Source organism: Actinoplanes sp. M2I2, assembly GCF_023544445.1.
GTDB lineage: Bacteria > Actinomycetota > Actinomycetes > Mycobacteriales > Micromonosporaceae > Actinoplanes.
Window position 1 is genome coordinate 316,835 of record NZ_JALPVJ010000007.1, and the last position, 20,681, is coordinate 337,515.

The window sequence follows — 20,681 nt, forward strand, 5'->3', positions numbered from 1 at the left end:
GAAACGCCGAACGGCCCGGCACTGAGGGCCGGGCCGTGCGGGGAGAAGGCGGATCTACTTGCGCTTGCGGATCTCGTCGGCGGCCTGCGGCACGATCTTGAACAGGTCGCCCACCACGCCGTAGTCGGCCAGTTCGAAGATCGGCGCCTCGGCATCCTTGTTGACCGCGACGATCGTCTTCGAGGTCTGCATGCCGGCCCGGTGCTGGATGGCGCCCGAGATGCCGAGGGCCACGTACAGCTGCGGCGAGACGGTCTTGCCGGTCTGACCCACCTGGAACTGGTGCGGGTAGTAACCGGAGTCGACCGCCGCGCGGGACGCGCCGACCGCGCCGCCGAGCAGGTCGGCGAGCTCCTCGACCAGCTTGAAGTTGTCGGCGTTGCCGACGCCGCGGCCGCCCGAGACCACGATCGAGGCCTCGGTGAGCTCGGGACGCGAACCCTTCTGCTCGGTCACCCGCTCGACGACCTTGGTCAGCTTGTCGCCCTCGGAGACCGCGACGGTGAGCTGCTCCAGGGCCGGGGTGGCCGGCTGCGGGGTGGGAGTCGTGGAGTTCGGCCGGATCGTCACGATCGGCAGGCCACGGGTGACCTTCGACTTGACGATGCCGGCGCCGGCGAAGACCACCTGCGTGGCCGTGCCGTCGGCGGCCACGTCGACCGCGTCGGTCAGCAGGCCGTTGTCGAGCTTGACGGCGAGGCGGCCGGCGATCTCCTTGCCCTCCTGGGTGGAGGCGAGCAGCACGGCGGCCGGCTGGACCTGCTGGACGAGCGCCGCGACGGCGGTGGCCTTGGGCGCCACCAGGAAGTTCTCGACGTCGTCGCCGGTGGCGTTGTAGATCTTCTCCGCGCCGTACTCGGCGAGTTTGTCGGTGAGCGCGGCCGCGTCACCGAAGACCACCGCGCTGGGCGAGCCCAGCGTGCGGGCGATCGTCAGCATCTCGAGGGTGACCTTCTTGACGCCGGCAGCCTGCGAGGCCTCGACGACGACCAGGACTTCAGCCATGTCTGTTCAATCCCCTCAGACGAACTTCTCGGTGGTGAGGTACGCGACCAGCTGTGCGCCGCCGTCGCCCTCATCGGTGATCTTGGTGCCGGCGGTGCGCGGCGGGCGCTTCGAGTACTCCAGCACCTGGCTGGTCGCCCCGGCCGCGCCGACCTCGTCGGCGGCCACGCCCAGATCGGCCAGCGACAGCGTCTGCACCGGCTTCTTCTTGGCGGCCATGATGCCCTTGAAGGACGGGTAGCGCGGCTCGTTGATGGTGTCCCACACGCTGACGACGGCCGGCGTGGCCGCGGTGACGACCTCGTAGCCCTCGTCGGTCTGCCGCTCGGCGGTCAGCTGCGAGCCGTCCACGGTGAGCTTGCGCGCGCCGGTGAGCGCGGCGACGCCGAGACGCTCGGCGAGCATGTGGGGCATGACCTGCACGCGGCCGTCGGTGGACTCGGCGCCGCAGAGCACCAGGTCGGCGTCGAGGGTGCGCAGGGCGGCGGCCAGGACCTTGGACGTGGCGACGGCGCACGAGCCGTGCAGCGCGTCGTCCTGCACGTGGACCGCCTTGTCGGGACCCATCGAAAGCGCCTTGCGGATGGACTCGGTCGCACCGGAGGGGCCCATCGTGAGCACGGTGACCTCGCCGCCGTGCGCCTCTTTGATCTTGAGGGCTTCCTCGATGGCGTACTCGTCCATCTCGTTGATGACGTTGCTCGCCGAGGCACGCTCGACGGTGTTGTCGCTCGCGCTCAGGGTGCGCTCGGCACCGGAGTCGGGCACCTGCTTGACCAGTACGACGATATTCATCGCGTTCCTACGACCTCCTGTTGTCAACGCACCGTTGCGGCCGGACGCCTTTCCGACAGGTTACCCGTCGGTAGTTTAGGGGTGTCCACCACTGGGAGTGACTCACCTCACCGCTTCGAAGGCCTCCGTCCCTGCCCATCGTCCACCACGCCGTCCCGCCCGTGCGTCGACACCCATCGTCGTGTGACCGGGCTGCGGTTTGACGAAGTGACCAACTCGGCAATCGGAGAGCCCGCCTTCTTCACCTCGGCGGTCGATAATCGCTGCATGCTCGGTGGCCTGCGGCAATGGATCGACCCGGAGAGGACTCCGGCGGTCGGCCGCACGCCCGACTACCGGTTCTCGCTGGCCAACGAGCGGACGTTCCTGGCCTGGATCCGCACCGGCCTGGCCCTGATCGCCGGCGGCCTCGGCTGCGCGCAGTTTCTGCCGCCGCTGCCCGTGGCCCACCTGCGCGAGATCATCGCCGTCGCCCTGCTGGTGCTCGGAGCCGTGGTGGCCCTGCGCGCGGTGCACCACTGGGCGAGCACCGAACGCGCCATGCGGCTCGGCGAGGAACTGCCCGCCTCGAAGTTCCCCGCGTTCCTGGCCGTCGTCGTGGCGCTGGGAGCAGTCGTCCTGATCGTCGCGGTCGTGCTGTGATCCGGCGGTGAGCCCGCCTGACTGGACGCCCGATCACGGCGCCTCGGCCGAGCGCACCCGGCTCGCCTGGCGGCGCACCGTCCTGTCGGCCTCGGTCGTCGGGCTGCTCGCCGCCCGACCGGCCTTCCACCCCGACGCCGGCGCTCCGCAGTGGATCGGCGCGGCGCTCGGCGGCCTCGGCTGGTCGATCCTGGTCGCGCTCGCCTATCGCCGGGCCCGCGGCCTGGGCCGGCGCCCACCGCACCCCGGACGACGCACGATCACGGCGTACGCGGTGACCACCGTGGCCCTGGCCGCCCTCGCGAGTCTGGTTGTCATGCTCTGATCGTCGCCGGAACGCTCCGCGCGCGTCATCATTGCCACATGGTCCGGTTGTTCATCCTCCTCGCTGCCGTGCAGCTGGTGCTTTTCGTGTTGTCGTTGATCAGCTGCCTGTCGGCCGCCCGCGTCCGCAACGCGCCGCGTCCGGTGTGGGTGCTGGTGATTCTTCTGATTCCCGTGCTGGGCCCGCTCGCCTACTTCGTCTGGGGCCGTCCGCTGCCCGCGCCCGAGGAGGGCACGGTCCCGCGCCGGCGCCGCGCCCCGGCCGCGCCGGACGACGACCCCGACTTCCTGCGCTCGGTCGACACCGAGCAGTCCCGCCGCGAGCGCGAGATGCTCGCCCAGTGGGAGAAGGACATCAACAACCACGAGGAGCCGGACAAGCCCTGAGGGCCCGGCCGGTCAGGCGAGGTTCGACGAACGGGGATAGGCGTCGCCGGGATCGGTCAGCACGTTGACCAGGTAGGGCACCCCGGCGGCGAAGGCGCGCTCGAGGGCCGGGCCGATGCCGGACGCCTTCTCGACGGTCTCCCCCGCGCCGCCCAGCGCCTTGACCACATCGTCGTAGCGCAGCCCCGGCTGCAGGTCGGCGGCGACGTCATAGCCGTACATGGCTCGCATGGGGTGTTTCTCGAGGCCCCAGATGCCGTTGTTGCCGACCACCATCACGACCGGAAGCCCCTGCCGGACCAGTGACTCCGCGTCCATCAGCGAGAAACCGGCGGCGCCGTCGCCGAGCAGCACACAGATCTGGCGGTCGGGGTAGGTCACCCGGGCGCCCATCGCATAGCCCATGCCGGTGCCGAGACACCCGTACGGCCCCGGGTCGAGCCACGTGCCGGGCTGGGCCGGTTCGAGATACCTTCCCGCGTACGAGACGAAGTCGCCGCCGTCGCCGATGGTCACCGCGTCCGGGGCCAGCACCTTGCGCAGCTCGCCGTAGACGCGGGCCGGCTTGATCAGGTCGGTCTCGGCCGCCATCGCCTCGGCGTCGCGCGCCTTGCCGGCGTCCTCGGCCGAGCGCAGCCCCGAGATCCACTCGGTGTGGTCGGCCCGGTCGCCCGGATGTCCGGCGATCGCCGCGAGGATGCGCCGCAGGTCGCCGGCGGGTGACACGGCCGTCTCCACGTGCGTCGCGCGCTGGCTCGGCGCGTCCACGATGTGCACGACCTGAGCCGCGCCGAACTCACCGAAGCCGAGCCGGAAGTCGAGCGGCGTGCCGACCACGCAGACCACGTCGGCCTCGTTGAGCGCGGGCCGCCGGGCCTTGGCGAAGGCCAGCGGGTGCGACGGCGGCAGCGCGCCGCGGCCCATCCCGTTGGTGAAGACCGGCACCTGCAACGCCTCGGCGGCCGCCCGCAGCTCGGCGATCGCGTTGCCGCCCCACACGTCCGAACCGGCGATCAGCACCGGGCGCTCGGCCCCGGCCAGCAGGGCGGCGGCCCGCGACACCTCGTCGGGGTCGGCCTCGAGCACCGGGACGGCCGGGTCGCCGGGCGTGGGGGCCTCACCGGTCGAGAAGACGACCTCGAGCGGCAGGTCGAGGAAGGCCGGACCGCGATGGGCGGTCAGCGCGGCGGTCAGGGCGGCCCGGATCTCGCCCGGGATGGCGTCGGTGTCGCCCACCGTGCCGGCGTACTTGGTGATCGGGGCGACCAGCGGCACATGGTCGAACTCCTGCAGGCTGCCCGACCCCCAGCGGAACGCCGGCGCCCGGCCGCCCAGCACGAGCACCGGCGAGGCGTTGAAGAAGGCGCTGGTCAGGCCGGAGATGCCGTTGGTGACGCCGGGGCCGGCGGTGAGCACGGCCAGGCCGGGCCGGCGCTGCAGCTTGGCGACCGCCTCGGCCGCGAAGACCGCGGTCTGCTCGTGGCGTACGTCGTAGATCGGGAAGCCGGTCTTGTGCGCGGCGTCGTAGAGCGGGAACACGTGCCCGCCGGAGAGGGTGAACATCTCCTCGACCCCGAACGACCGCAGGGCCGCCAGCGCCAGCTCGCCGCCGTGTCCCTCGACAACCTCTGCCATGCCTGTTCCCCTCACGCCGGTGCCGGTGTACGCACGCTACCCGGCACGATCACCGATGATCGACCCTCAGATCCCGAGGAGCCGGCGGAGATCGTCGATCAGGTTCTCGACATCCGCGTCGATCGGGTTGGCGTTGCCGTACCCGTAGGCGAACACCAGCGCGACCAGCGGCACCCCGATCATCGCGACGATGCTCAGCAGCACCTGCAGCGTGCGCACGAACCGGCCCGGACGCCGCTTGCCGCGGCGGACGGCCTGGGACACCTGGGTCGGCGACCGATAGACGGTGTGCGGTGCCGAGAACGGCCGGGGAGTGTTCAGCGGCGGAGGGCTCGGCCGCGCGGGCATCGGGTGCTGAGGCGCCGGGCGCGGCGTGAACACCGGCTTGGGCTGGGGCACGGTCGCGTGCGGGTCGGGCACCCAGTTGCTGTGGTCGGCGTCGGGCCACGGGTCGACCGGCGGCTGCAACCCGGTCGTGCCCGGCACCCGCACCGACGCGGCGGCCACCCGTACGGTCGCCGTCTCGGCCCGCCCGGTCGAGACCAGCCGCAGCTCGGAGGTCGGTCCCGGGGCCGCCGCACCGGTCGCCAGCATCGCCGCGTCGGCCAGGATGCTGCCCTCGGCCACCACCAGCTCGGGCTGCTCGATGACCACCGGGGCCTCGCCCAGCTCGCGGTGCAGCAGCGTGGCCACCAGCGGGATGCGGCTCGCCCCGCCGACCAGGAAGACCCCGGCCAGCCGCCCGTCGGGCAGGTCGGCGTAGTCGAGCAGGCCCTTGGTGACCCGGACGGTCTGCTCGAGCACCGGCCGGGCCAGCTTCTCGAGCTCGTCGCGGGTGAGGTGCACCTCGGTGTCGAGCAGCGGCACCACGAAGTCGGCCGACTGGGCCCGGGACAGGCGCTCCTTGGCGATCCGCACCTCTTCCCAGAGCTGGCGCTGGGCCCGCCTCTCCTGGGACGTGGAGGGCTCGAGCAACCGCTGCCACTCGCTCGTCCGCAGGTGTTCGACGATGGCGGCGTCGACGTCGAGACCGCCGATGTCGTCGCGGCCGTCGACGGCCATGACCTCGAAACCGGAGGCCGTACGGGCGACCACGCTCGCATCGAACGTGCCGGCGCCGAAGTCGTGCACGACCACGACCGAGCCGATCGGCACGTCGCGGCCCAGCACCTCGGCGAAGTAGGTGGCCGCGGCGACCGGCTCGGCGACCAGCCGCGCACCGGCCAGCCCGGCCCGGGCGGCGGCGTCGGCGAGCAGGGACCGGCGGGCCGCGCCCCAGGTGGCCGGGCAGGTCAGGGTGACATCGGGATCGACCTGGCCGACCGCGCGCCGCCACTCCTCGGCCACCCGGGCCAGCACGGCCGAGATCAGCTCGACGACCGGGAACTCCTGCTCGCCCAGCAGCACCAGCCCGTCGTCGATGCGGCGCTTGGGGTTCGGCTCGAAACGGACCGGGTCGATGCGCGCGCTGTGCACGGCGTCGCGGCCGACCACCAGCGAGCCGTCCGGCTCGGCGAAGACCGCCGAGGGCAGCAGCGGCGATCCGTCGACCAGAATCGGGCGCGCGCGGCCGTCGGGCCAGCGCGCCACCGCGACAGTGTTCGAGGTGCCGAAGTCCACTCCCAGGGCGTGCTTCGGCTCACCTTGGTCGATGGCCATGCCCTGAGTCTAGGCGGTGCCGGTGGCTACACGATCTTCCAGCGCGGCCGGTGGCCCCACTCGCGGACGCAGCGCACCGGCTCGCCCTTCGCGGTTCGCCCGTATGCACCCACCGGGCGGCATTCGTCACCCGCCCGCACCGGTTGGCGAACCAGGGCGGACGAGGCGCCGGGCGACGGCGTGGCGCTCGTCGGGGACAGCGACGGTGAGACCGCGGACGGCGAGGGCGCCGGTGTGTCCAACTCGGGAGCGGCCGGCGGGACGAGCGACACGGGTTCCTGAGTGGCCGGGGTCGTCGGGGCAGTCGTGGCCGGCGTCGGGGCAGTTGTGGCCGGCGTCGTGACCGTGGTGGCCGGTGGCGAGGGCGCGACGGTGGCCGCCGTCGACCGGCGGGAGGCCGGGCGGGCCGAAGCCGGCACCGGCTCGCGCGCCCGCGTGGTCGCGACGATCGCCGCCCGGGGGCTGGGCCGCGCCGGCTCGGTCAGCGGCGGCGCGGCCAGCTGATCGACCACCGAGGAGCCCGGCGAGCGGACCGGTTCCGAGGCGCCGCGGCCGAAAGTCAGCCAGCCGATCAGCGCGCACAGCATCGCCTGGCCGATGACCAGAGCGACGGCCATGCGCACGATGCGCCGCACCTTGCGCGTGACCGGAACCGGTTCCACCCGTCGGACTTTATGGCACGTGGTCGATGTGGTCGAGGGCTAACGCCCAGTAAATGTGGGCTTACGCTTCTCCACAAACGCCGTGGTGCCCTCGACCCGGTCGGCCGTGGCGAACAGGCCGGCGAAGAGCTGCGACTCCAGGGCCAGACCGGAGGCCAGGTCGGTGTTCAGGCCGCCGTCGACCGCCAGCTTCGCGGCCCGCAGAGCCAGCGAAGGCCCGGACACGTACGGGTGAACGAGCGCCACGGCCGTCCGGTAGACCTCGGCCGCGGGAGCGACCCGGTCGGCCAGCCCGATCCGCAGCGCCTCCTCGGCATCGACCATGCGGCCCGAGAAGATCAGGTCCTTGGCCCGGGCCGGGCCGATCAGCCGCGCGAGCCGCTGGGTGCCGCCCGCGCCGGGGATGATGCCCAGTTTGATCTCGGGCTGGCCCAGCTTGGCGTCGTCGGCGACCACCCGCCAGTCACAGGCCAGCGCCAGTTCGCAGCCACCACCCAGGGCGTACCCGGTGATGGCGGCGACGACCGGCTTGGGGATGCGCGCCACGGCGTCGAACGCGCTCGAGAGCGCGGCCGCCCGGACCGCCATCTCCGGATAGCCGACCTCGGTGAACTCGGTGATGTCGGCACCGGCCGCGAAGACCTTCTCCCCGCCGTACACGACGACGGCCTTGACCTGCTCGTCGGCGGTGGCGGCCTGCGCGGCCGCCCGCAGTTCCTCCTGCAGCTGGGTGTTGAGGGCGTTCATCGGGGGCCGATCCAGCCGGATCGTGCCGATGCCGTCGGTGGTCTCCAGCGTCACGAACTCGCCCACGCACGCCTCCCTGAGTGTTGGTTCAGGTCAGCCTACGACGGGTAGAAACAGAGACGATGACCACGTACTACCGGGACCCCGACGTCTCGATCACCTCGACCGGCGTCCGGATCGGCGGCCGCGAGTTGCGCCTGGACGATCTGCTCCAGGTGTGGCACACGCGTGGCCGGCGGTCCTGGGGCACGATCGCCGGGCGCGGCGCGGTCGGCCTGGCCATCCTCACCCCCGTCGCGGTCGGCCTGCTGGCGGTCGTCATCGCGCTGGTCATCGACGCCTCGACCGCCACCACGATCGCCCTGATCGGTGGGGGCGTGCTCGTCGGCCTGGGCGTCGCGCCGCTGGCCGACGTGCTGCTCGAGCGGGTCGACCGTTCCTACGACCGGGGCAGCCGGGTGCGCGAGATCTGGGCCCGGACGCCGACCGGCGACCTGCTCCTGCTGAGCACGCCGGACGCGGCCCGCTTCGGCCGCATCTACCGCGCCCTGCAGCGCGCGCTCGAACCGGCCACCCGCCGGTAGGCTCCGACCGATGAAGAAGGACGCCGCCGCTCTGGCCGGGATGCTCGCCGGCATGGGAGTGCTGCATTTCGCCGCACCCCGCCCGTTCGACGCGATCGTGCCGCGCTCGCTGCCCGGCCGCCGCCGCACCTGGACCTATCTGAGCGGTGTGGCCGAGCTGGCCGTCGCCGCCGCGGTCGCCCACCCCAGGACGCGTCGCGCCGGCGCCCTGGCCGCGGCCGGGCTGTTCGTCGGCGTCTTCCCGGCCAACGTCCAGATGGCCGTGGACTGGCGGAACGCTTCGCCGGCCCGGCGGGCGATCGCCTTCGGACGGCTGCCGCTGCAGGTGCCGCTCGTGCTGTGGGCCCGCCGCGTCGCCCGCTGATCGTCGGACTTTCGCCGAATCGGCCCCGCCGGCGCCCGGTCGTCGGTGACGATCGACCTACCATGCGAACGACCACGCAGCGTCCCACCGGCGTCGAGCGAACCTTCGGCGCGGACGAGATCATCGTGACCAAGACCGATCCGCGCGGTGTCCTCACGTACGCCAACGAGGTCTTCCTCCGGACCTCGGCGCTCACCGAGGACGAGGCGATCGGGCAGCCGCACAACATCATCCGGCACCCGGACATGCCTCGCGCCGTGTTCAAGTTGCTCTGGGACACCCTGGGGCGGCGCGAGGAGATCTTCGCGTACGTCGTGAACATGGCCTCGGACGGCGCCCACTACTGGGTCTTCGCGCACGTGACGCCGTCGTTCTCGGCCGACGGCAAGCTGGTCGGCTATCACTCCAACCGGCGGCTGCCCGAGCCCGCCGTGGTGGCTCAGGTCAGCCGGCTCTACGACCGCATCCGCTCGGCCGAGCAGCAGCAGGCGTCCAAGCCGGCCGCCGTCGAGGCGGGCTGGCGGGCGCTGCAGGCCGAGCTGGGCGGTCGCACCTACGACGAGTTCATCTGGGACCTGACCAGCGGAGCCCGCTGATGGCCGACACCGTACTGATCGCCATCACCGAGGTCTGCCGCCGGGCCGCGGCCGGCGATCTCGAGGCCCGTCTGCCGTCCATCGGGGACTCGGCCGAGGCCGTGGCGGCCCGGATCGCGCTCAACAACCTGCTCGACATCAGCGACGCCTTCGTCCGCGAGGCCGGCGCGGCCTCCGCCGCCGCCGCCGAGGGCCGCTTCCACCGGCGCATCCTGACCCGCGGCCTGTCCGGGGCGTTCCGGTCGGCGGCCGAGCAGATCTCCGCCTCGATCGTGGCCATGAGCCGGACCGCGGCCCGGGTGGCCGAGGCGGCCCAGGCCCGCGTTGCCCTGGCCGACGAGCTGGAGTCGGCCGTGCTGACCGTCTCGGAGCAGGTCGCCACGGCGGCCACCGAGATGGGCGCGTCCACCAACAGCCTGGCCGACTTCGCGCGTGAGGCGGTCACCGAGGCCGAGCGGGGCCTGGCCACGGTGACCTCGTTGCGGACCGCGTCCGACCAGATCCGTACGGCGGTCGATCTGATCAACCAGGTGGCCAAGCAGACCCGCCTGCTCGCGCTGAACGCCACCATCGAAGCGGCCCGGGCCGGGGAGGCCGGGCGCGGCTTCAGCGTGGTCGCGGGTGAGGTGAAGACCCTGGCCGCCGAGACGAGCGCGTCCAGCGACGAGATCATGGGTCAGGTGAACACCGTGCAGGAGGTCGCCGCCGACGCGGTGGCCGTGCTGGAGACGGTGACCACCAGCATCCGGGAGATGAGCGGGCTGGTGAACGGCATCGCCGCCGCCGTCGACGGGGGCAGCGCGCACGGCATGGCCGGGCTGTCCCAGCTGGCCGAGGTGCTGCGCTCCGAGGTCAACCGCTTCGTGAGCACGGCCCGGCAGGCCTGAGGCAGCTCTGCGGTGGCCCGGTCAGCCGGCGCGGAAGACCTCGTCGATCTCGTCGCGGGTGGGCAGCGCGTTGGAGGCGCCGACCCGGCGTACGCAGGCCGCGCCGGCCGCATTGGCCCAGCGCACCGCCTCGACCAGGTCGCGGCCCTCACCCCAGGCCACGGCGAGCGCCCCGGTGAACGCGTCCCCGGCCGCCGTCGTGTCGGTGACCTCGACGTGGAAGGCGGGCACAGTCTCGTCCCGCCCCTCCCGGTCGGCGTAGCGCGAGCCGCTGCCACCGAGCGTCAGCACCACGCGCGGCACAAGGCTGAGGAGCTTGGGCACGTCGATCGTCTCGCCGCCGGCCACCATGAGCGCTTCGACCTCGTTCACCACCAGCAGGTCGATGTCGGCCAGCAACTCGTCGGGCAGCTCGCGGGCGGGCGCCGCGTTGAGGATCATGCGGGTGCCCCCGGCCCGGGCCGCGCGGGCCGCCGCCACCACCGTCTCGACCGGGATCTCCTGCTGGCAGAGGAGCACGTCGCCGGCGGCGATCGCGGCCTGCTCGGCCTCGGTCAGGCCGACGAACGTGTTGTTGGCCCCGGGCGCGACCAGGATCGAGTTCTCCCCCTCGCGGTCCACCATGATCACCGCGACGCCGGACGGGCCGTAAGTGGTGCGGACGTGCTGCATGTCGACGCCGGCGCCGTTGAGGCGGGCGTTCAGGTTGACCCCGAAGGCGTCGGAACCGATCGCGCCGAGGAAGACCGTCCGGCCGCCGGCGCGAGACGCGGCGATCGCCTGGTTGGCGCCCTTGCCCCCGGCCATCATCACGAAGTCGTCGCCGAGCACCGTCTCGCCCGGCCGGGGCAGGCGCGGAGCGAGCCCGACCAGGTCCATGTTGGCGCTGCCGGCCACCACGATGTTCGGTGCCATGGCGTCAGGCCGCCCGGGCCGCGTAGCGGTCGCCGAACCGGTCGACGATCAGCGGTAGCCCGAACGTCTTGGAAAGGTTGTCCGCGGTCATCACCTCGCCGAGCAGACCGGCCGCCACGATCGTGCCCTCCCGCAGCAGCAGGCCGTGGGTGAAGCCGGGCGGGATCTCCTCGACGTGATGGGTGACCAGCACCATGGCCGGCGAGTCGGGGTCGAGGGCGAGCTCGGTCAGCCGGGCGATCAGGTCTTCCCGGCCACCGAGGTCGAGCCCGGCGCCGGGCTCGTCGAGCAACATGAGCTCGGGATCGGTCATCAGCGCGCGGGCGATCAGGGTGCGTTTGCGCTCGCCCTCGCTCAGGGTGCCGAAGTCGCGCTCGGCCAGCAGGCCCATGCCGAGCTGATCGAGCAGCTGCCGGGCGCGCGCCTCGTCCTGCGGGTCGTACGACTCGCGCCAGCGCCCCACCACCGACCAGGCGGCGGTGACCACGACGTCGAGCACGCGCTCCCCCGGCGGCACCCGCTCGGCGAACTGGCCGGTGGCGAGACCGATGCGGGTGCGCAGCTCGTTGACGTCGGTCCGCCCGAGGCGCTCACCGAGCACCCACGCCGTGCCGCGGGACGGGTGCAGCCGGCCCGAGGCGAGGTTGAGCAGCGTGGTCTTGCCGGCGCCGTTCGGGCCCAGGATCACCCAGCGTTCGTCCAACTCGACCTGCCAGGACAGGCCGCGCACCAGATGGCTTCCGCCCCGGATCACGCTGACCTTGTCGAAGGCGATCACGGTGTCGTCATCGGGCTGGATCATGGCAGGCTGGATCATGGCAGGCTGAGTCACGACGGGCTGAGTAACTACGGGCTGAGTCACGGCAGGCTCTCGCACACTTCCATCCAACCACGCAGCCGTCACCGGTCTCAGCCGGTGGTCGGCCCTCAGCGCGTCGCCGGTCTCAGCCGGTGGTGGAGCCGAACACCTCGTCCCGGACGGCGCCGAGCGCGGTGTGCAGGGCGCCGTGCAGCACCGGCTCGGCCTCCACTCCGGTGATCACGACCTTGGGATTGACCAGGGTGATCGCGGCCACCTCGTTCTCGACCCGCGCGGCCAGCGCCGCCCCACCGGCCTGGGACACCTCGCCGGCCAGCACGACCAGCGGCGGGTCGAGGATCACACAGGTGGCGGCCACCCCGAGGGCCAGCCGGTCGGCCAGCTCGTCGAGCACCGGCTCACCGGCCGGTCCGGCTTCGACCGCCGCGCGCACCACGTCGGCCGCCTCGGCGCCGCGGAAGCCGTATTTCTTGCCGATCGCCTTGACCGCGTCGGCGCCCGCGATGCTCTGGAACGCGCCCCGCACGCCCCCCTTGGTCGCCTTGCGCCCGGTGTGCCGCGGCACCTCGGCCCCGGCCACCGGCAGGTAACCGATCTCACCGGCCGCGCCCGAGTGGCCCTGATGCAGGCGGCCGTCGATGACGCTGGCCAGGCCGACGCCGCGGCCGATCCAGATGAGGACGAAGTCGCTGACGCCGGCGGCGGCCCCGGAGCTCGACTCGGCCACGGCGGCCATGTTGACGTCGTTGCCGAAGACCACCGGGGTGTGCAGGTCGCGGCGCAGGTCGTCGAGGAGCCCGCGGTGCCAGCGGGGCAGGTCCCAGGCGAACGAGATCTCGCCGGTCTCGGGGTCGACCAGGCCGGGCGTGCCGAGCACGACCCGGCGTACGGACGACATGTCGGTGCCGGCGTCGGTCGCGGCCTGGACCACGGCGTTGTGCACCACGCCGACCGGGTCGTCGGTGTCCTTGGTCGACTGCTCGACCCGGCCGATGATCGAACCGGTGATGTCGGCGCAGGCCGCGACCACCCGATCGGGGCCGACGTCGACCCCGATGACGTGGGCGCTGCCGGGCGTCACGGCGTACAACTGGGCATTGGGGCCACGGCCGCCCGCCTGCTCACCGACCCGCCGCACGAGGCCGCGCTGCTCGAGACGCTCCACCAGCTGGGATGCGGTGACCTTGCTCAACCCGGTCATCTCGCCGAGCTGGGCCCGGGTCAGCGGACCGCGGCTGAGCAGCAGTTCCAGCGCCGCGCGGTCGTTGAGCGCGCGCAGCAGCCGGGGTGTGCCCGGAAGGCGGGTGGAGGCCATGGCAGGTTCCCCTAGTATTTAGGATTGTTTCCTATTAAGTTGGCGGCGCCCGTCATCGGGACCGGCACCGAGCGATCATGGCAGCTCGCACGGTGTGCAGACCAGACTTACGTCACCGGAAGGACACCATGGCGATCGACCCCGGACTCCGCCGTCTCGCACTCGGCACCCTGCTGGCCGCCTTTCCCGGCGGCTCCGCGCCGGACTGGGCGGTCAGCCTGCTGGACGAGGGCCTGGCCGGTCACACGCTGTTCGGCACGAACGTCACCGACGCGGCGCAGGTCGCCCGGCTCACCGCCCAGCTGCGCGAGGGCCGCCCGGACGCGCTGATCGCGATCGACGAGGAGGGCGGGGACGTCACCCGGCTGGGTCATCGCACGGGTAGCCCGTACCCGGGGAACGCGGCCCTCGGCGCGGTCGACGACGAAGAACTCACCCGCGCGGTGTACGCCGCGATCGCCGCCGACCTGGTCGCCGCCGGCATCAACCTCGACCTCGCCCCCACGGTCGACGTCAACACGGCCGACGACAACCCGGTCATCGGCACGCGGTCCTTCGGCGCCGACCCGCGGCTGGTGGCCCGGCACGCCCTGGCCGCCGTCGAGGGCCTGCAGTCGGCCGGCGTCGCCGCCTGCGCCAAGCACTTCCCCGGCCACGGCGCGACGGTCAGCGACTCGCACCTGTCACTGCCCACCGTCGACGTCCCGCTCGACGTGCTGCGCACCCGCGACCTGCCACCCTTCGCCGCGGTGGCCGCCACGGCCCAGGCGGTCATGTCGGCCCACATCCGGGTGCCCGCCCTGACCGGCGACGACCCGGCCACCTTCAGTTCGGCCGCGCTGAACGGCCTGCTGCGCGACCAGCTCGGCTTCCGCGGCGCGATCATCACCGACGCGCTGGAGATGGCCGGCGCCGCCGCCTCGGCCGGTGGCATCCCGCAGGCCGCGGTGCGCGCCCTCACCGCCGGGGCCGACCTGCTGTGCATCGGCGCGCAGGTCGACGCCGCCCTGGTCGAAGCGGTCGCGGCCGAGATCACGGCCGGCGTCCCCGGGGCACGGCTGGAAGAGGCGGTCTCCCGTACGGCCGAGCTGGCGAACTGGACGGCGAAGCACCGCGCGGTCCTCAGCCATGACGACGGCCTGGGCCTGGCCGCTGCCCGCCGGGCCGTCCGGGTGGAGGGGTCGCTGACCGAGCTCGGCGCGCCGCTGGTCGTACAGCTGGTGTCCGGATACTCCATCGCCGAGGGCCGCGTGCCGTGGGGCCTGGCCCCCCACCTGGACGGGATCGAACAGGTCGAGGTGGTGGCCGACACGGCTTCGGCGTCGGAGTTGGCGGCGCGGGCGGGGGCGCGGCCCATCGTGGTCGTGGGGCGGCACACCCATCGCAAGGAGGCCAGCCGGGCGCTCGTCGAGGAGCTCGCGGCCGGGCACGCGGTCGGAGTGGTCGAGATGGGGTGGCCGTCGGCGTGGCGGCCGGCCCGGGTGCGGGCCTTCGTGACGACGCACGGGGCGAGCGCGGCGAACGGGCGGGCCGCCGCCGAGGCGCTCGGCCTGACCGGCTCGTAGGCGACGCCAACGCCTGTGGACAACATCGCCGCCCGGCCGTCGCCCCCTGTGGACGACGGCCGGGCGGTGCGCTGAGAACCCGTAGCGTCATCGACCCGCCCTTTGAGTGGGCGGGGGAGGCGGCGGAGGCCACACCACCCCGAAACGATCTTCGAACTGATCACCACGTCACACCTCTTGAACATGTTCAACTAACCGCCGTACGCTGAGGCGGCAAAGTTGAACATGTTCGAGAAAGGCGGTCCGATGGACCCGAAGGTGTGGATGTACCTCGTCTATCTGCTGGTCAGCGTGGGGCTCACCGTCTGGGTGGCGACCACGCTGTCCCGCAACGGGCTCGTCTTCCTGGCCGACGTCTTCGCCGACGAGAGGCTGGCCCGGGCGATCAACCAACTGCTCGTGATGGGCTTCTACCTGCTGAATCTCGGCTACGTGACGGTCACCATGCGCTCCGGCCAGACCATCACCGACACCAGCCAGGCGCTGGAGACGCTGTCGAGCAAGGTCGGGCTGGTGCTGCTGGTCCTCGGGGTCCTGCACTTCCTCAACGTGTTCTTCCTCGGGCGCTACCGGCGGGGACGTCTGCGCCAGCAGCAGGTCGCGCCGCCGCTGCCCCCGGCGGGCCGCCTGCCGTTCCACCCGCAGCAGCCGCCGCCGGCGCGGGCATGACCGAGGCAGCGGGCCCGGCCGGACGAGGGGGCGGCCGGGCCCGCACGGGTGAGCGCATCGAGCGGTTCACCGTCCTGTACGACGCCGGGTGCCCGATCTGCCGGGCGGCGCGCCGCTGGCTGGAGGGGCGCGCTCAACTCGTACCCCTGGAGTTCGTGCCTTCCGGGTCCGAGCAGGCACGCGGGCGGTTTCCCGGGCTCGACCACCAGGCGACGCTGCGGGACGTGACGGTGATCGGGGACGACGGGTCGGTCTACGTCGGCGACGGCGCCTGGGTGGCCTGTCTGTGGGCGCTCGCGGACTACCGCGGGATGGCCGAGCGGATCAGTTCACCTGCCCTGCTGCCGACGGCCCGGCGGTTCATCGCGGCGGCGTCGGCGGTCCGGAACCGTACGAGATCCGCCGGCCCCGACCGGGACGGGCTGGAAACGGGCGCGACGGAGGCGGGGTACTACGGTGACGGGTGTGACGACCGCTGCCGCTGAACCCGCCGAGCCGCAGCCGGACGCCCCCACCGAGGCGGGCACCGAGGCGGGCACGGCGAAACCGCGGCGAGCGAGGGGCGAGCAGACGCGGCAGCTGATCCTCGAGACCGCTCTGCGGCTGTTCCGCGAGCGGGGGTACGCCGAGACGACCATGCGGGTCATCGCCAAGGAGGCGGGCGTCGCGGTCGGCAACGCGTACTACTACTTCGACTCCAAGGAACACCTGATCCAGGGGTTCTACGACCGCAACCAGGCGGCCCACCACGCCGCGGCCGGGCCGATCCTGGCCACCGAGAAGGAGCTGGCGCCCCGGCTGCGCGGGGTTCTGCACGCGGGCATCGACGTCAACGCGCCGTACCACTCGTTCGCCGCGACGTTCTTCAAGACGGCGGCCGAGCCGACGTCGCCGCTCAGCCCGTTCTCGCGGGAGTCGGCGCCGGCCCGGGAGGCCGCCATCGCGATCTTCCGCGAGGTCGTGGACGGGTCGACCGCGAAGCTCGACCCCGAGCTGCGCAAGGAGCTGCCCGAGCTGCTGTGGCTGGGGTGGATGGGCGTGGTCCTCTTCTGGGTGTACGACAAGTCGCCCGGGCAGCGGCGCACGCGGCGGCTGATCGACGGCGCCGTTCCGCTGATCGACCGGCTGGTGTCGCTCTCGCGGCTGCGGGTGCTGCGGCCCGCTCTGCGTCAGGTGCTCGCGCTCATCGAGACGGTTCGCAAGGACGACTGATCACCATCCGTAGTGCATGGTCAGCTTAACGGTGAGTAGTCGTCCACCGGTCTTTATCCCTCAGTGTCGGGAAAAGCCGGATCTGTCGCCCGTTTCGTGGTGACCGAACGGCTATTTCGTGTACGGGAATCTTCCACCGTCCGCCTGCCGGCACGTAGCGTCATGTCCGCAGGTGGGTCTGGGGACGTCGCGAACCGACTCGGGCTTCGGGACCAGTTCGAGTCCTCGCGACGCAGACAGTGAGCCGGGCGCGGCAGTGGATTTCGGGAGCGATCCGCCGCGACCCGGCTCACGCTGTCGGCGGCCGCCAGACCACGCAGCGCACACCGTCGGCGACGTCGGACCGCGCGGCCGGCGGCGCTGAACCGCGCTGCCAACCACGGCGGACCCAGTCGATCAGACCGGCCGTGCGGAATCTCAGGCGGCTCGGAACGTCCGCAGCCGCAGGCTGTTCAGCACGACGAAGACCGAGCTGCAGGCCATCGCCGCCCCGGCGATCATCGGGTTGAGCAGGCCGGCGGCCGCCAGGGGCAGGCCCGCGACGTTGTACGCGAAAGCCCAGAACAGATTCCCGCGGATGATCCCGAGCGTGCGCCGGGACAACCGGACGGCGTCCACCGCCGCGGTCAGATCTCCCCGGACGAGCGTGAGGTCCGAGGCCTGGATGGCGACGTCGGTGCCCGCGCCCATCGCCAGCCCGAGATCGGCCTGGGCCAGCGCCGCCGCGTCGTTGACCCCGTCCCCGACCATGGCCACCGACCGGCCCCGGGCCTGCAACTGCTTGACGACGTCGACCTTGCCCGCCGGCAGCACGCCCGCCTGCACCTCGGTGATGCCGACCTCGGCGGCCACGTGCGCGGCCACCGCCGGCGAGTCGCCGGTGACCAGCAGCGGCGTGAGCCCGAGCCGGCGCAGGGCCGCCACCGCGGCCGCACTGGTCGGCCGCACCGAGTCGGCCAGGGCCAGCCGGCCCAGCACGACGCCGTCCGCGGTGACCTCGACCCAGGTGGCCGCGTCGTCCGCGCCGGCCGGGGCCCCCGCGGCCACCGTGATGCGGCGCCCCTCGACCGTTCCGCGAACGCCTACTCCGGCCGTGGCCTGAAAATCGGAGACCGGCGGCAGTGCCACCCGGTCCGGTCCGGCGAGCGAGTTCCGCGCGGCGTCGGCGATGGCCCGGCCGATCGGATGCTCGGACGCGGCCTCGACCGCCCCGGCCAGCCGCAGCACCTCCGCCTCGGACACCGACGGATCGGCCGGCACGACCGACGACACCGACATCCGGCCGGTGGTCACCGTGCCCGTCTTGTCCAGCACGATCGTGTCGACCTTGCGGGTGGACTCCAGCGCCTCGACCCCGCGGATCAGGATGCCCAGCTGGGCGCCCCGCCCGGTGCCGACCAGCAGCGCGGTCGGCGTGGCCAGGCCCAGCGCACACGGGCAGGCGATGATCAGCACAGCCACCGCGGCGGTGAAGGCGGCCGTCGCGCCCTGGCCGGTGCCGAGCCAGTAGCCGAGCGTTCCCAGGGCCAGGGCGATCACGACCGGCACGAAGACGCCCGACACCCGGTCGGCCAGGCGCTGCACCGCCGCCTTGCCGTTCTGAGCCTCCTCGACCAGCCGGGCCATCTGCGCCAGCTGCGTGTCGGCGCCGACCCTGGTGGCCCGCACGAGGAGCCGTCCGCCCGCGTTGATCGTCGCGCCGGTCACGGGATCGCCCGGCCTCACCTCCACCGGCACCGACTCACCGGTCAGCAGGCTGACGTCGAGAGCCGAGGCCCCCTCCTCGACCACCCCGTCCGTGGCGACCTTCTCCCCCGGGCGTACGAGGAAAAGCGCACCCGGCGTCAGGTCGGCAGCGGGAATGACCCGCTCGGCGCCGTTCTCGACGACGGTGACGTTCTTGGCGCCCAGCGAGAGGAGGGCCCGCAGGGCGTCTCCGGCGTGGCGCTTGGCCCGCGCCTCCAGATAGCGCCCGGCCAGCAGGAACGTCGTGACGCCGGCGGCGGCCTCGAGGTAGATGGCGTCACCCTCGCGGGCGGTGAGCGAGAACGGGTGTGTCATGCCGGGCATGCCCGCGTCGCCGATGAAGAGCGCCCACAGCGACCAGCCGAACGCCGCCAGCGTGCCCATCGACACGAGCGTGTCCATGGTCGCCGCGCCGTGCCGCAGGTTGACGAACGCCGACCGGTGAAACGGCCACCCGCCATAGACCACGACCGGCGCGGCGAGCGTCAGCGACAGCCACTGCCAATAGTCGAACTGCCAGGCCGGAACCATCGCCAGCACGACGACCGGCACGCTCAGCACCGCCGAGATCAGCAGCCGGTCCCGGAGCGCGTCCCGCACCGGCGCGGCCGGGGTCTCCTCAGGCTCGGGCCGGGGCTCGGCCGCGGTGTATCCCGTCTTCTCGACCACGGCGATCAGGTCGGCGGGGCCGAGCCTGGCCGGCACGGTGGCCCGAGCTTTCTCGGTCGCGTAGTTGACCGTCGCGGTCACCCCGTCGATCCGGTTCAGCTTCTTCTCGATGCGATTGGCGCACGCCGCGCACGTCATCCCACCGATCTCCAGCTCAATCACGCGTTCCATGCCCCTACCCTATACCCCTCGGGGGTACCCGTCCCGGACGCGGTCGGCCGGACGGCAGCGCGGGAGTGATTCAGGCACGGCTCCGAGTGGGATGGGCCAGCACAAAGACGGAGATCGCCTCGGTGACCAGGGCCGGCGCGGCGCGCTCGGCGACGTGGCCCTGTCGGCGACCGCAATGCCGCGATCTCGCGCATGAAGATGGCGAACGCCGTACCGGGCCGATCGGCCGCGATCGCCTGGCGGGCGCGCGTCATGCCGGCCCCGCCCAGCGGCGGCCCGAGCACGATCGGAGGCTCGCAGAGCACCGCCGCCGAGTAGAGGTCCAGGTGACGCCGAGCTGGCGGCTCTGGCCGGGCTCCCGACCCTGCTCGCCGCCTTGCGCGTGAGCGACGGCTACCGCAAGCCGGACGAGGCCCTCGACTACGGCATCCGCGTCCTCATCGCCGGTACCGGGACCACCGTCGGCCTTCCCTGACCGGGAGCGGCCGCCCGCGAGCGAGCGCGGCCGGCTCGGGCTCTCCCCTGCACCCCGCACTCAGCGCAGCGCGGCCGTGAGGTCGGCCGCGATCTCGAAGGTCGGCGCCGCCCTTCCGGTCTCGTCCGCGTTCAGCGCGACGTGCTCGACCCGGGCCAGCATCTCCGCTGCCGTTTCCCGGTCGTCGAGCGCCAGCGCCAGCTCCGCGCGGTAGACGAGCACCTCTACGTGCGCGACCGGGTCATCGTCGGCCTGCGGGCGGGCCAACGCGCTGTCGAGAATGCGGGCCGCCTGGCCGATGTCACCCTTGGAGTCGGCCAGCACGACGGCGTTGGCCTGCGCTTTGGCGAGACGTCCGGCGGGTGCGGGCGCCGGCGCGGGTGTCGTGGTTGCCTGAAAGACGCGGATCCAGTTGCCGCCCGGGTCGATCACGCTGAACCCGCCCACCCCGTCGGCGTTCTTCCGCGCCCTGGGCCGGGTCATCCGCGGCATGCCGGACACCAGGACCTTGCCGTACGCGGCCCGCATGCCGGCAGCGAAAGCCCCGTGCAGTCCGGCGATGTCCGGGGTGATCACGAGACAGGAGCCGTAGGACTGCTCCGGGTCGAACCCGGCGATCTCAAAGAACTGCAGGTTCAGGTCTTCCCGTCGCAGGCCCACACAGGGGTTGGGTCTGCGCTGCTTGTACGTGGTGCTGAAGCCGAGAACCCGATAGAAGTCCTCGATGTCGTCGATCGACGCGCAGGGCAGCAGGGGAACGGTCACCTCGTTGGTCATGGCTCCTTCCTAGGCGTCACGCACGGTCCATCGCCCATGGAAATAGCCGATCATCGCTCG

General features: G+C 72.6%; 23 protein-coding genes. 12 read left to right on the forward strand and 11 right to left on the reverse strand.

Annotated features, from left to right (window positions below; all coding sequences use genetic code 11):
• Positions 1–54: 54 nt before the first annotated feature.
• Both HJC40_RS15945 and HJC40_RS15950 read right to left on the reverse strand, forming a co-directional pair.
• Entirely contained in the window at positions 55–1,005 is a 951-nt protein-coding gene (locus tag HJC40_RS15945) for an electron transfer flavoprotein subunit alpha/FixB family protein (RefSeq protein ID WP_250001861.1), read from the reverse strand.
• A 15-nt stretch (positions 1,006–1,020) separates the two neighbouring features.
• Positions 1,021–1,800 (reverse strand): electron transfer flavoprotein subunit beta/FixA family protein, encoded by a 780-nt coding sequence (locus tag HJC40_RS15950; protein ID WP_250001862.1) that lies wholly within the window; start codon positions 1,798–1,800, stop codon positions 1,021–1,023.
• A gap of 267 nt (positions 1,801–2,067) precedes the next feature.
• Between HJC40_RS15950 and HJC40_RS15955 the strand changes: the two genes are divergently transcribed.
• From HJC40_RS15955 to HJC40_RS15965, 3 genes are read left to right on the forward strand one after another with little or no spacing between them, the layout of a single operon-like run.
• Positions 2,068–2,442 (forward strand): YidH family protein, encoded by a 375-nt coding sequence (locus HJC40_RS15955; protein ID WP_250001863.1) that lies wholly within the window; start codon positions 2,068–2,070, stop codon positions 2,440–2,442.
• Positions 2,443–2,449: 7 nt separating this feature from the next.
• Positions 2,450–2,767, forward strand: coding sequence for a DUF202 domain-containing protein (locus HJC40_RS15960; protein ID WP_250001864.1), 318 nt, complete (start codon positions 2,450–2,452; stop codon positions 2,765–2,767).
• 38 nt (positions 2,768–2,805) lie between these two features.
• Positions 2,806–3,153 carry a PLD nuclease N-terminal domain-containing protein gene (locus tag HJC40_RS15965; protein ID WP_250001865.1) on the forward strand — a complete coding sequence of 116 codons (348 nt, stop codon included), beginning with the start codon at positions 2,806–2,808 and terminating at the stop codon, positions 3,151–3,153.
• A 12-nt stretch (positions 3,154–3,165) separates the two neighbouring features.
• On the opposite strand, the gene HJC40_RS15970 is transcribed toward HJC40_RS15965, so the two are convergent.
• The 4 genes from HJC40_RS15970 to HJC40_RS15985 form a co-directional block, all read right to left on the reverse strand.
• Positions 3,166–4,788: an acetolactate synthase gene (locus HJC40_RS15970; protein WP_250001866.1), complete on the reverse strand. Its 1,623-nt coding sequence runs from the start codon at positions 4,786–4,788 to the stop codon at positions 3,166–3,168.
• Between the two features lie 66 nt (positions 4,789–4,854).
• Complete coding sequence (locus HJC40_RS15975; protein ID WP_250001867.1) at positions 4,855–6,447, reverse strand: Hsp70 family protein; 1,593 nt, start codon at positions 6,445–6,447, stop codon at positions 4,855–4,857.
• A gap of 26 nt (positions 6,448–6,473) precedes the next feature.
• Positions 6,474–7,109, reverse strand: coding sequence for a hypothetical protein (locus tag HJC40_RS15980; RefSeq protein ID WP_250001868.1), 636 nt, complete (start codon positions 7,107–7,109; stop codon positions 6,474–6,476).
• 39 nt (positions 7,110–7,148) lie between these two features.
• Positions 7,149–7,922, reverse strand: coding sequence for an enoyl-CoA hydratase/isomerase family protein (locus tag HJC40_RS15985; RefSeq protein WP_250001869.1), 774 nt, complete (start codon positions 7,920–7,922; stop codon positions 7,149–7,151).
• Between the two features lie 56 nt (positions 7,923–7,978).
• On the opposite strand from HJC40_RS15985, the gene HJC40_RS15990 reads away from it, so the two are divergent.
• From HJC40_RS15990 to HJC40_RS16005, 4 genes are all read left to right on the forward strand, one after another.
• Positions 7,979–8,440 (forward strand): DUF6232 family protein, encoded by a 462-nt coding sequence (locus HJC40_RS15990; RefSeq protein ID WP_250001870.1) that lies wholly within the window; start codon positions 7,979–7,981, stop codon positions 8,438–8,440.
• Between the two features lie 10 nt (positions 8,441–8,450).
• Entirely contained in the window at positions 8,451–8,804 is a 354-nt protein-coding gene (locus HJC40_RS15995; RefSeq protein ID WP_250001871.1) for a hypothetical protein, read from the forward strand.
• A 62-nt stretch (positions 8,805–8,866) separates the two neighbouring features.
• The gene (locus HJC40_RS16000; protein ID WP_250001872.1) at positions 8,867–9,400 is read left to right on the forward strand and encodes a PAS domain-containing protein; all 534 of its coding nucleotides are present in this window, start codon (positions 8,867–8,869) and stop codon (positions 9,398–9,400) included.
• A complete protein-coding gene (locus HJC40_RS16005; protein ID WP_250001873.1) occupies positions 9,400–10,287 on the forward strand; it encodes a methyl-accepting chemotaxis protein in 888 nt (295 codons plus the stop codon). The genes HJC40_RS16000 and HJC40_RS16005 overlap by 1 nt, the downstream gene beginning before the upstream one ends.
• Positions 10,288–10,308: 21 nt before the next feature.
• Here HJC40_RS16005 and HJC40_RS16010 read toward each other — a convergent pair whose 3' ends face one another.
• The 3 genes from HJC40_RS16010 to HJC40_RS16020 form a co-directional block, all read right to left on the reverse strand.
• The gene (locus HJC40_RS16010; RefSeq protein ID WP_250001874.1) at positions 10,309–11,202 is read right to left on the reverse strand and encodes a ribokinase; all 894 of its coding nucleotides are present in this window, start codon (positions 11,200–11,202) and stop codon (positions 10,309–10,311) included.
• A gap of 4 nt (positions 11,203–11,206) precedes the next feature.
• Positions 11,207–12,004: an ABC transporter ATP-binding protein gene (locus tag HJC40_RS16015; protein WP_374271909.1), complete on the reverse strand. Its 798-nt coding sequence runs from the start codon at positions 12,002–12,004 to the stop codon at positions 11,207–11,209.
• Between the two features lie 142 nt (positions 12,005–12,146).
• On the reverse strand, positions 12,147–13,337 hold the full coding sequence (locus tag HJC40_RS16020) for an ROK family transcriptional regulator (protein WP_250001875.1): 1,191 nt from the start codon (positions 13,335–13,337) through the stop codon (positions 12,147–12,149).
• 128 nt (positions 13,338–13,465) lie between these two features.
• Between HJC40_RS16020 and HJC40_RS16025 the strand changes: the two genes are divergently transcribed.
• The 4 genes from HJC40_RS16025 (at position 13,466) to HJC40_RS16040 (ending at position 16,783) form a co-directional block, all read left to right on the forward strand.
• Entirely contained in the window at positions 13,466–14,902 is a 1,437-nt protein-coding gene (locus HJC40_RS16025) for a glycoside hydrolase family 3 N-terminal domain-containing protein (protein WP_250001876.1), read from the forward strand.
• 246 nt (positions 14,903–15,148) lie between these two features.
• Positions 15,149–15,571, forward strand: a complete 423-nt coding sequence (locus HJC40_RS16030) for a hypothetical protein (protein WP_250001877.1) — start codon at positions 15,149–15,151, stop codon at positions 15,569–15,571.
• Positions 15,568–16,056 (forward strand): thiol-disulfide oxidoreductase DCC family protein, encoded by a 489-nt coding sequence (locus tag HJC40_RS16035; RefSeq protein ID WP_250001878.1) that lies wholly within the window; start codon positions 15,568–15,570, stop codon positions 16,054–16,056. The genes HJC40_RS16030 and HJC40_RS16035 overlap by 4 nt, the downstream gene beginning before the upstream one ends.
• Positions 16,037–16,783, forward strand: a complete 747-nt coding sequence (locus tag HJC40_RS16040; RefSeq protein ID WP_374271912.1) for a TetR/AcrR family transcriptional regulator — start codon at positions 16,037–16,039, stop codon at positions 16,781–16,783. The genes HJC40_RS16035 and HJC40_RS16040 overlap by 20 nt, the downstream gene beginning before the upstream one ends.
• A gap of 417 nt (positions 16,784–17,200) precedes the next feature.
• Here the strand turns inward: HJC40_RS16040 and HJC40_RS16045 are convergent, their stop codons facing one another.
• On the reverse strand, positions 17,201–19,369 hold the full coding sequence (locus HJC40_RS16045) for a cation-translocating P-type ATPase (RefSeq protein ID WP_250001879.1): 2,169 nt from the start codon (positions 19,367–19,369) through the stop codon (positions 17,201–17,203).
• Positions 19,370–19,561: 192 nt separating this feature from the next.
• Between HJC40_RS16045 and HJC40_RS45270 the strand changes: the two genes are divergently transcribed.
• Positions 19,562–19,687, forward strand: a complete 126-nt coding sequence (locus tag HJC40_RS45270; protein WP_284043198.1) for a hypothetical protein — start codon at positions 19,562–19,564, stop codon at positions 19,685–19,687.
• Positions 19,688–19,904: 217 nt separating this feature from the next.
• Here the strand turns inward: HJC40_RS45270 and HJC40_RS16050 are convergent, their stop codons facing one another.
• On the reverse strand, positions 19,905–20,621 hold the full coding sequence (locus HJC40_RS16050; protein ID WP_250001880.1) for a VOC family protein: 717 nt from the start codon (positions 20,619–20,621) through the stop codon (positions 19,905–19,907).
• Positions 20,622–20,681: the final 60 nt, after the last annotated feature.

Bases quoted from the DNA above. Each gene is read 5' to 3' on its own strand.
- HJC40_RS15945 (WP_250001861.1), bottom strand. From the start codon at position 1,005: ATGGCTGAAGTCCTGGTCGTCGTCGAGGCCTCGCAGGCTGCCGGCGTC.
- HJC40_RS15990 (WP_250001870.1), top strand. From the start codon at position 7,979: ATGACCACGTACTACCGGGACCCCGACGTCTCGATCACCTCGACCGGC.
- HJC40_RS16030 (WP_250001877.1), top strand. From the start codon at position 15,149: ATGGACCCGAAGGTGTGGATGTACCTCGTCTATCTGCTGGTCAGCGTG.
- HJC40_RS15975 (WP_250001867.1), bottom strand. From the start codon at position 6,447: ATGGCCATCGACCAAGGTGAGCCGAAGCACGCCCTGGGAGTGGACTTC.
- HJC40_RS16010 (WP_250001874.1), bottom strand. From the start codon at position 11,202: ATGGCACCGAACATCGTGGTGGCCGGCAGCGCCAACATGGACCTGGTC.
- HJC40_RS16015 (WP_374271909.1), bottom strand. From the start codon at position 12,004: ATGATCCAGCCCGATGACGACACCGTGATCGCCTTCGACAAGGTCAGC.
- HJC40_RS16020 (WP_250001875.1), bottom strand. From the start codon at position 13,337: ATGGCCTCCACCCGCCTTCCGGGCACACCCCGGCTGCTGCGCGCGCTC.
- HJC40_RS16050 (WP_250001880.1), bottom strand. From the start codon at position 20,621: ATGACCAACGAGGTGACCGTTCCCCTGCTGCCCTGCGCGTCGATCGAC.
- HJC40_RS15950 (WP_250001862.1), bottom strand. From the start codon at position 1,800: ATGAATATCGTCGTACTGGTCAAGCAGGTGCCCGACTCCGGTGCCGAG.
- HJC40_RS16005 (WP_250001873.1), top strand. From the start codon at position 9,400: ATGGCCGACACCGTACTGATCGCCATCACCGAGGTCTGCCGCCGGGCC.
- HJC40_RS16000 (WP_250001872.1), top strand. From the start codon at position 8,867: ATGCGAACGACCACGCAGCGTCCCACCGGCGTCGAGCGAACCTTCGGC.
- HJC40_RS15995 (WP_250001871.1), top strand. From the start codon at position 8,451: ATGAAGAAGGACGCCGCCGCTCTGGCCGGGATGCTCGCCGGCATGGGA.
- HJC40_RS16045 (WP_250001879.1), bottom strand. From the start codon at position 19,369: ATGGAACGCGTGATTGAGCTGGAGATCGGTGGGATGACGTGCGCGGCG.
- HJC40_RS15970 (WP_250001866.1), bottom strand. From the start codon at position 4,788: ATGGCAGAGGTTGTCGAGGGACACGGCGGCGAGCTGGCGCTGGCGGCC.
- HJC40_RS45270 (WP_284043198.1), top strand. From the start codon at position 19,562: ATGAAGATGGCGAACGCCGTACCGGGCCGATCGGCCGCGATCGCCTGG.
- HJC40_RS15955 (WP_250001863.1), top strand. From the start codon at position 2,068: ATGCTCGGTGGCCTGCGGCAATGGATCGACCCGGAGAGGACTCCGGCG.
- HJC40_RS15965 (WP_250001865.1), top strand. From the start codon at position 2,806: ATGGTCCGGTTGTTCATCCTCCTCGCTGCCGTGCAGCTGGTGCTTTTC.
- HJC40_RS16025 (WP_250001876.1), top strand. From the start codon at position 13,466: ATGGCGATCGACCCCGGACTCCGCCGTCTCGCACTCGGCACCCTGCTG.
- HJC40_RS16035 (WP_250001878.1), top strand. From the start codon at position 15,568: ATGACCGAGGCAGCGGGCCCGGCCGGACGAGGGGGCGGCCGGGCCCGC.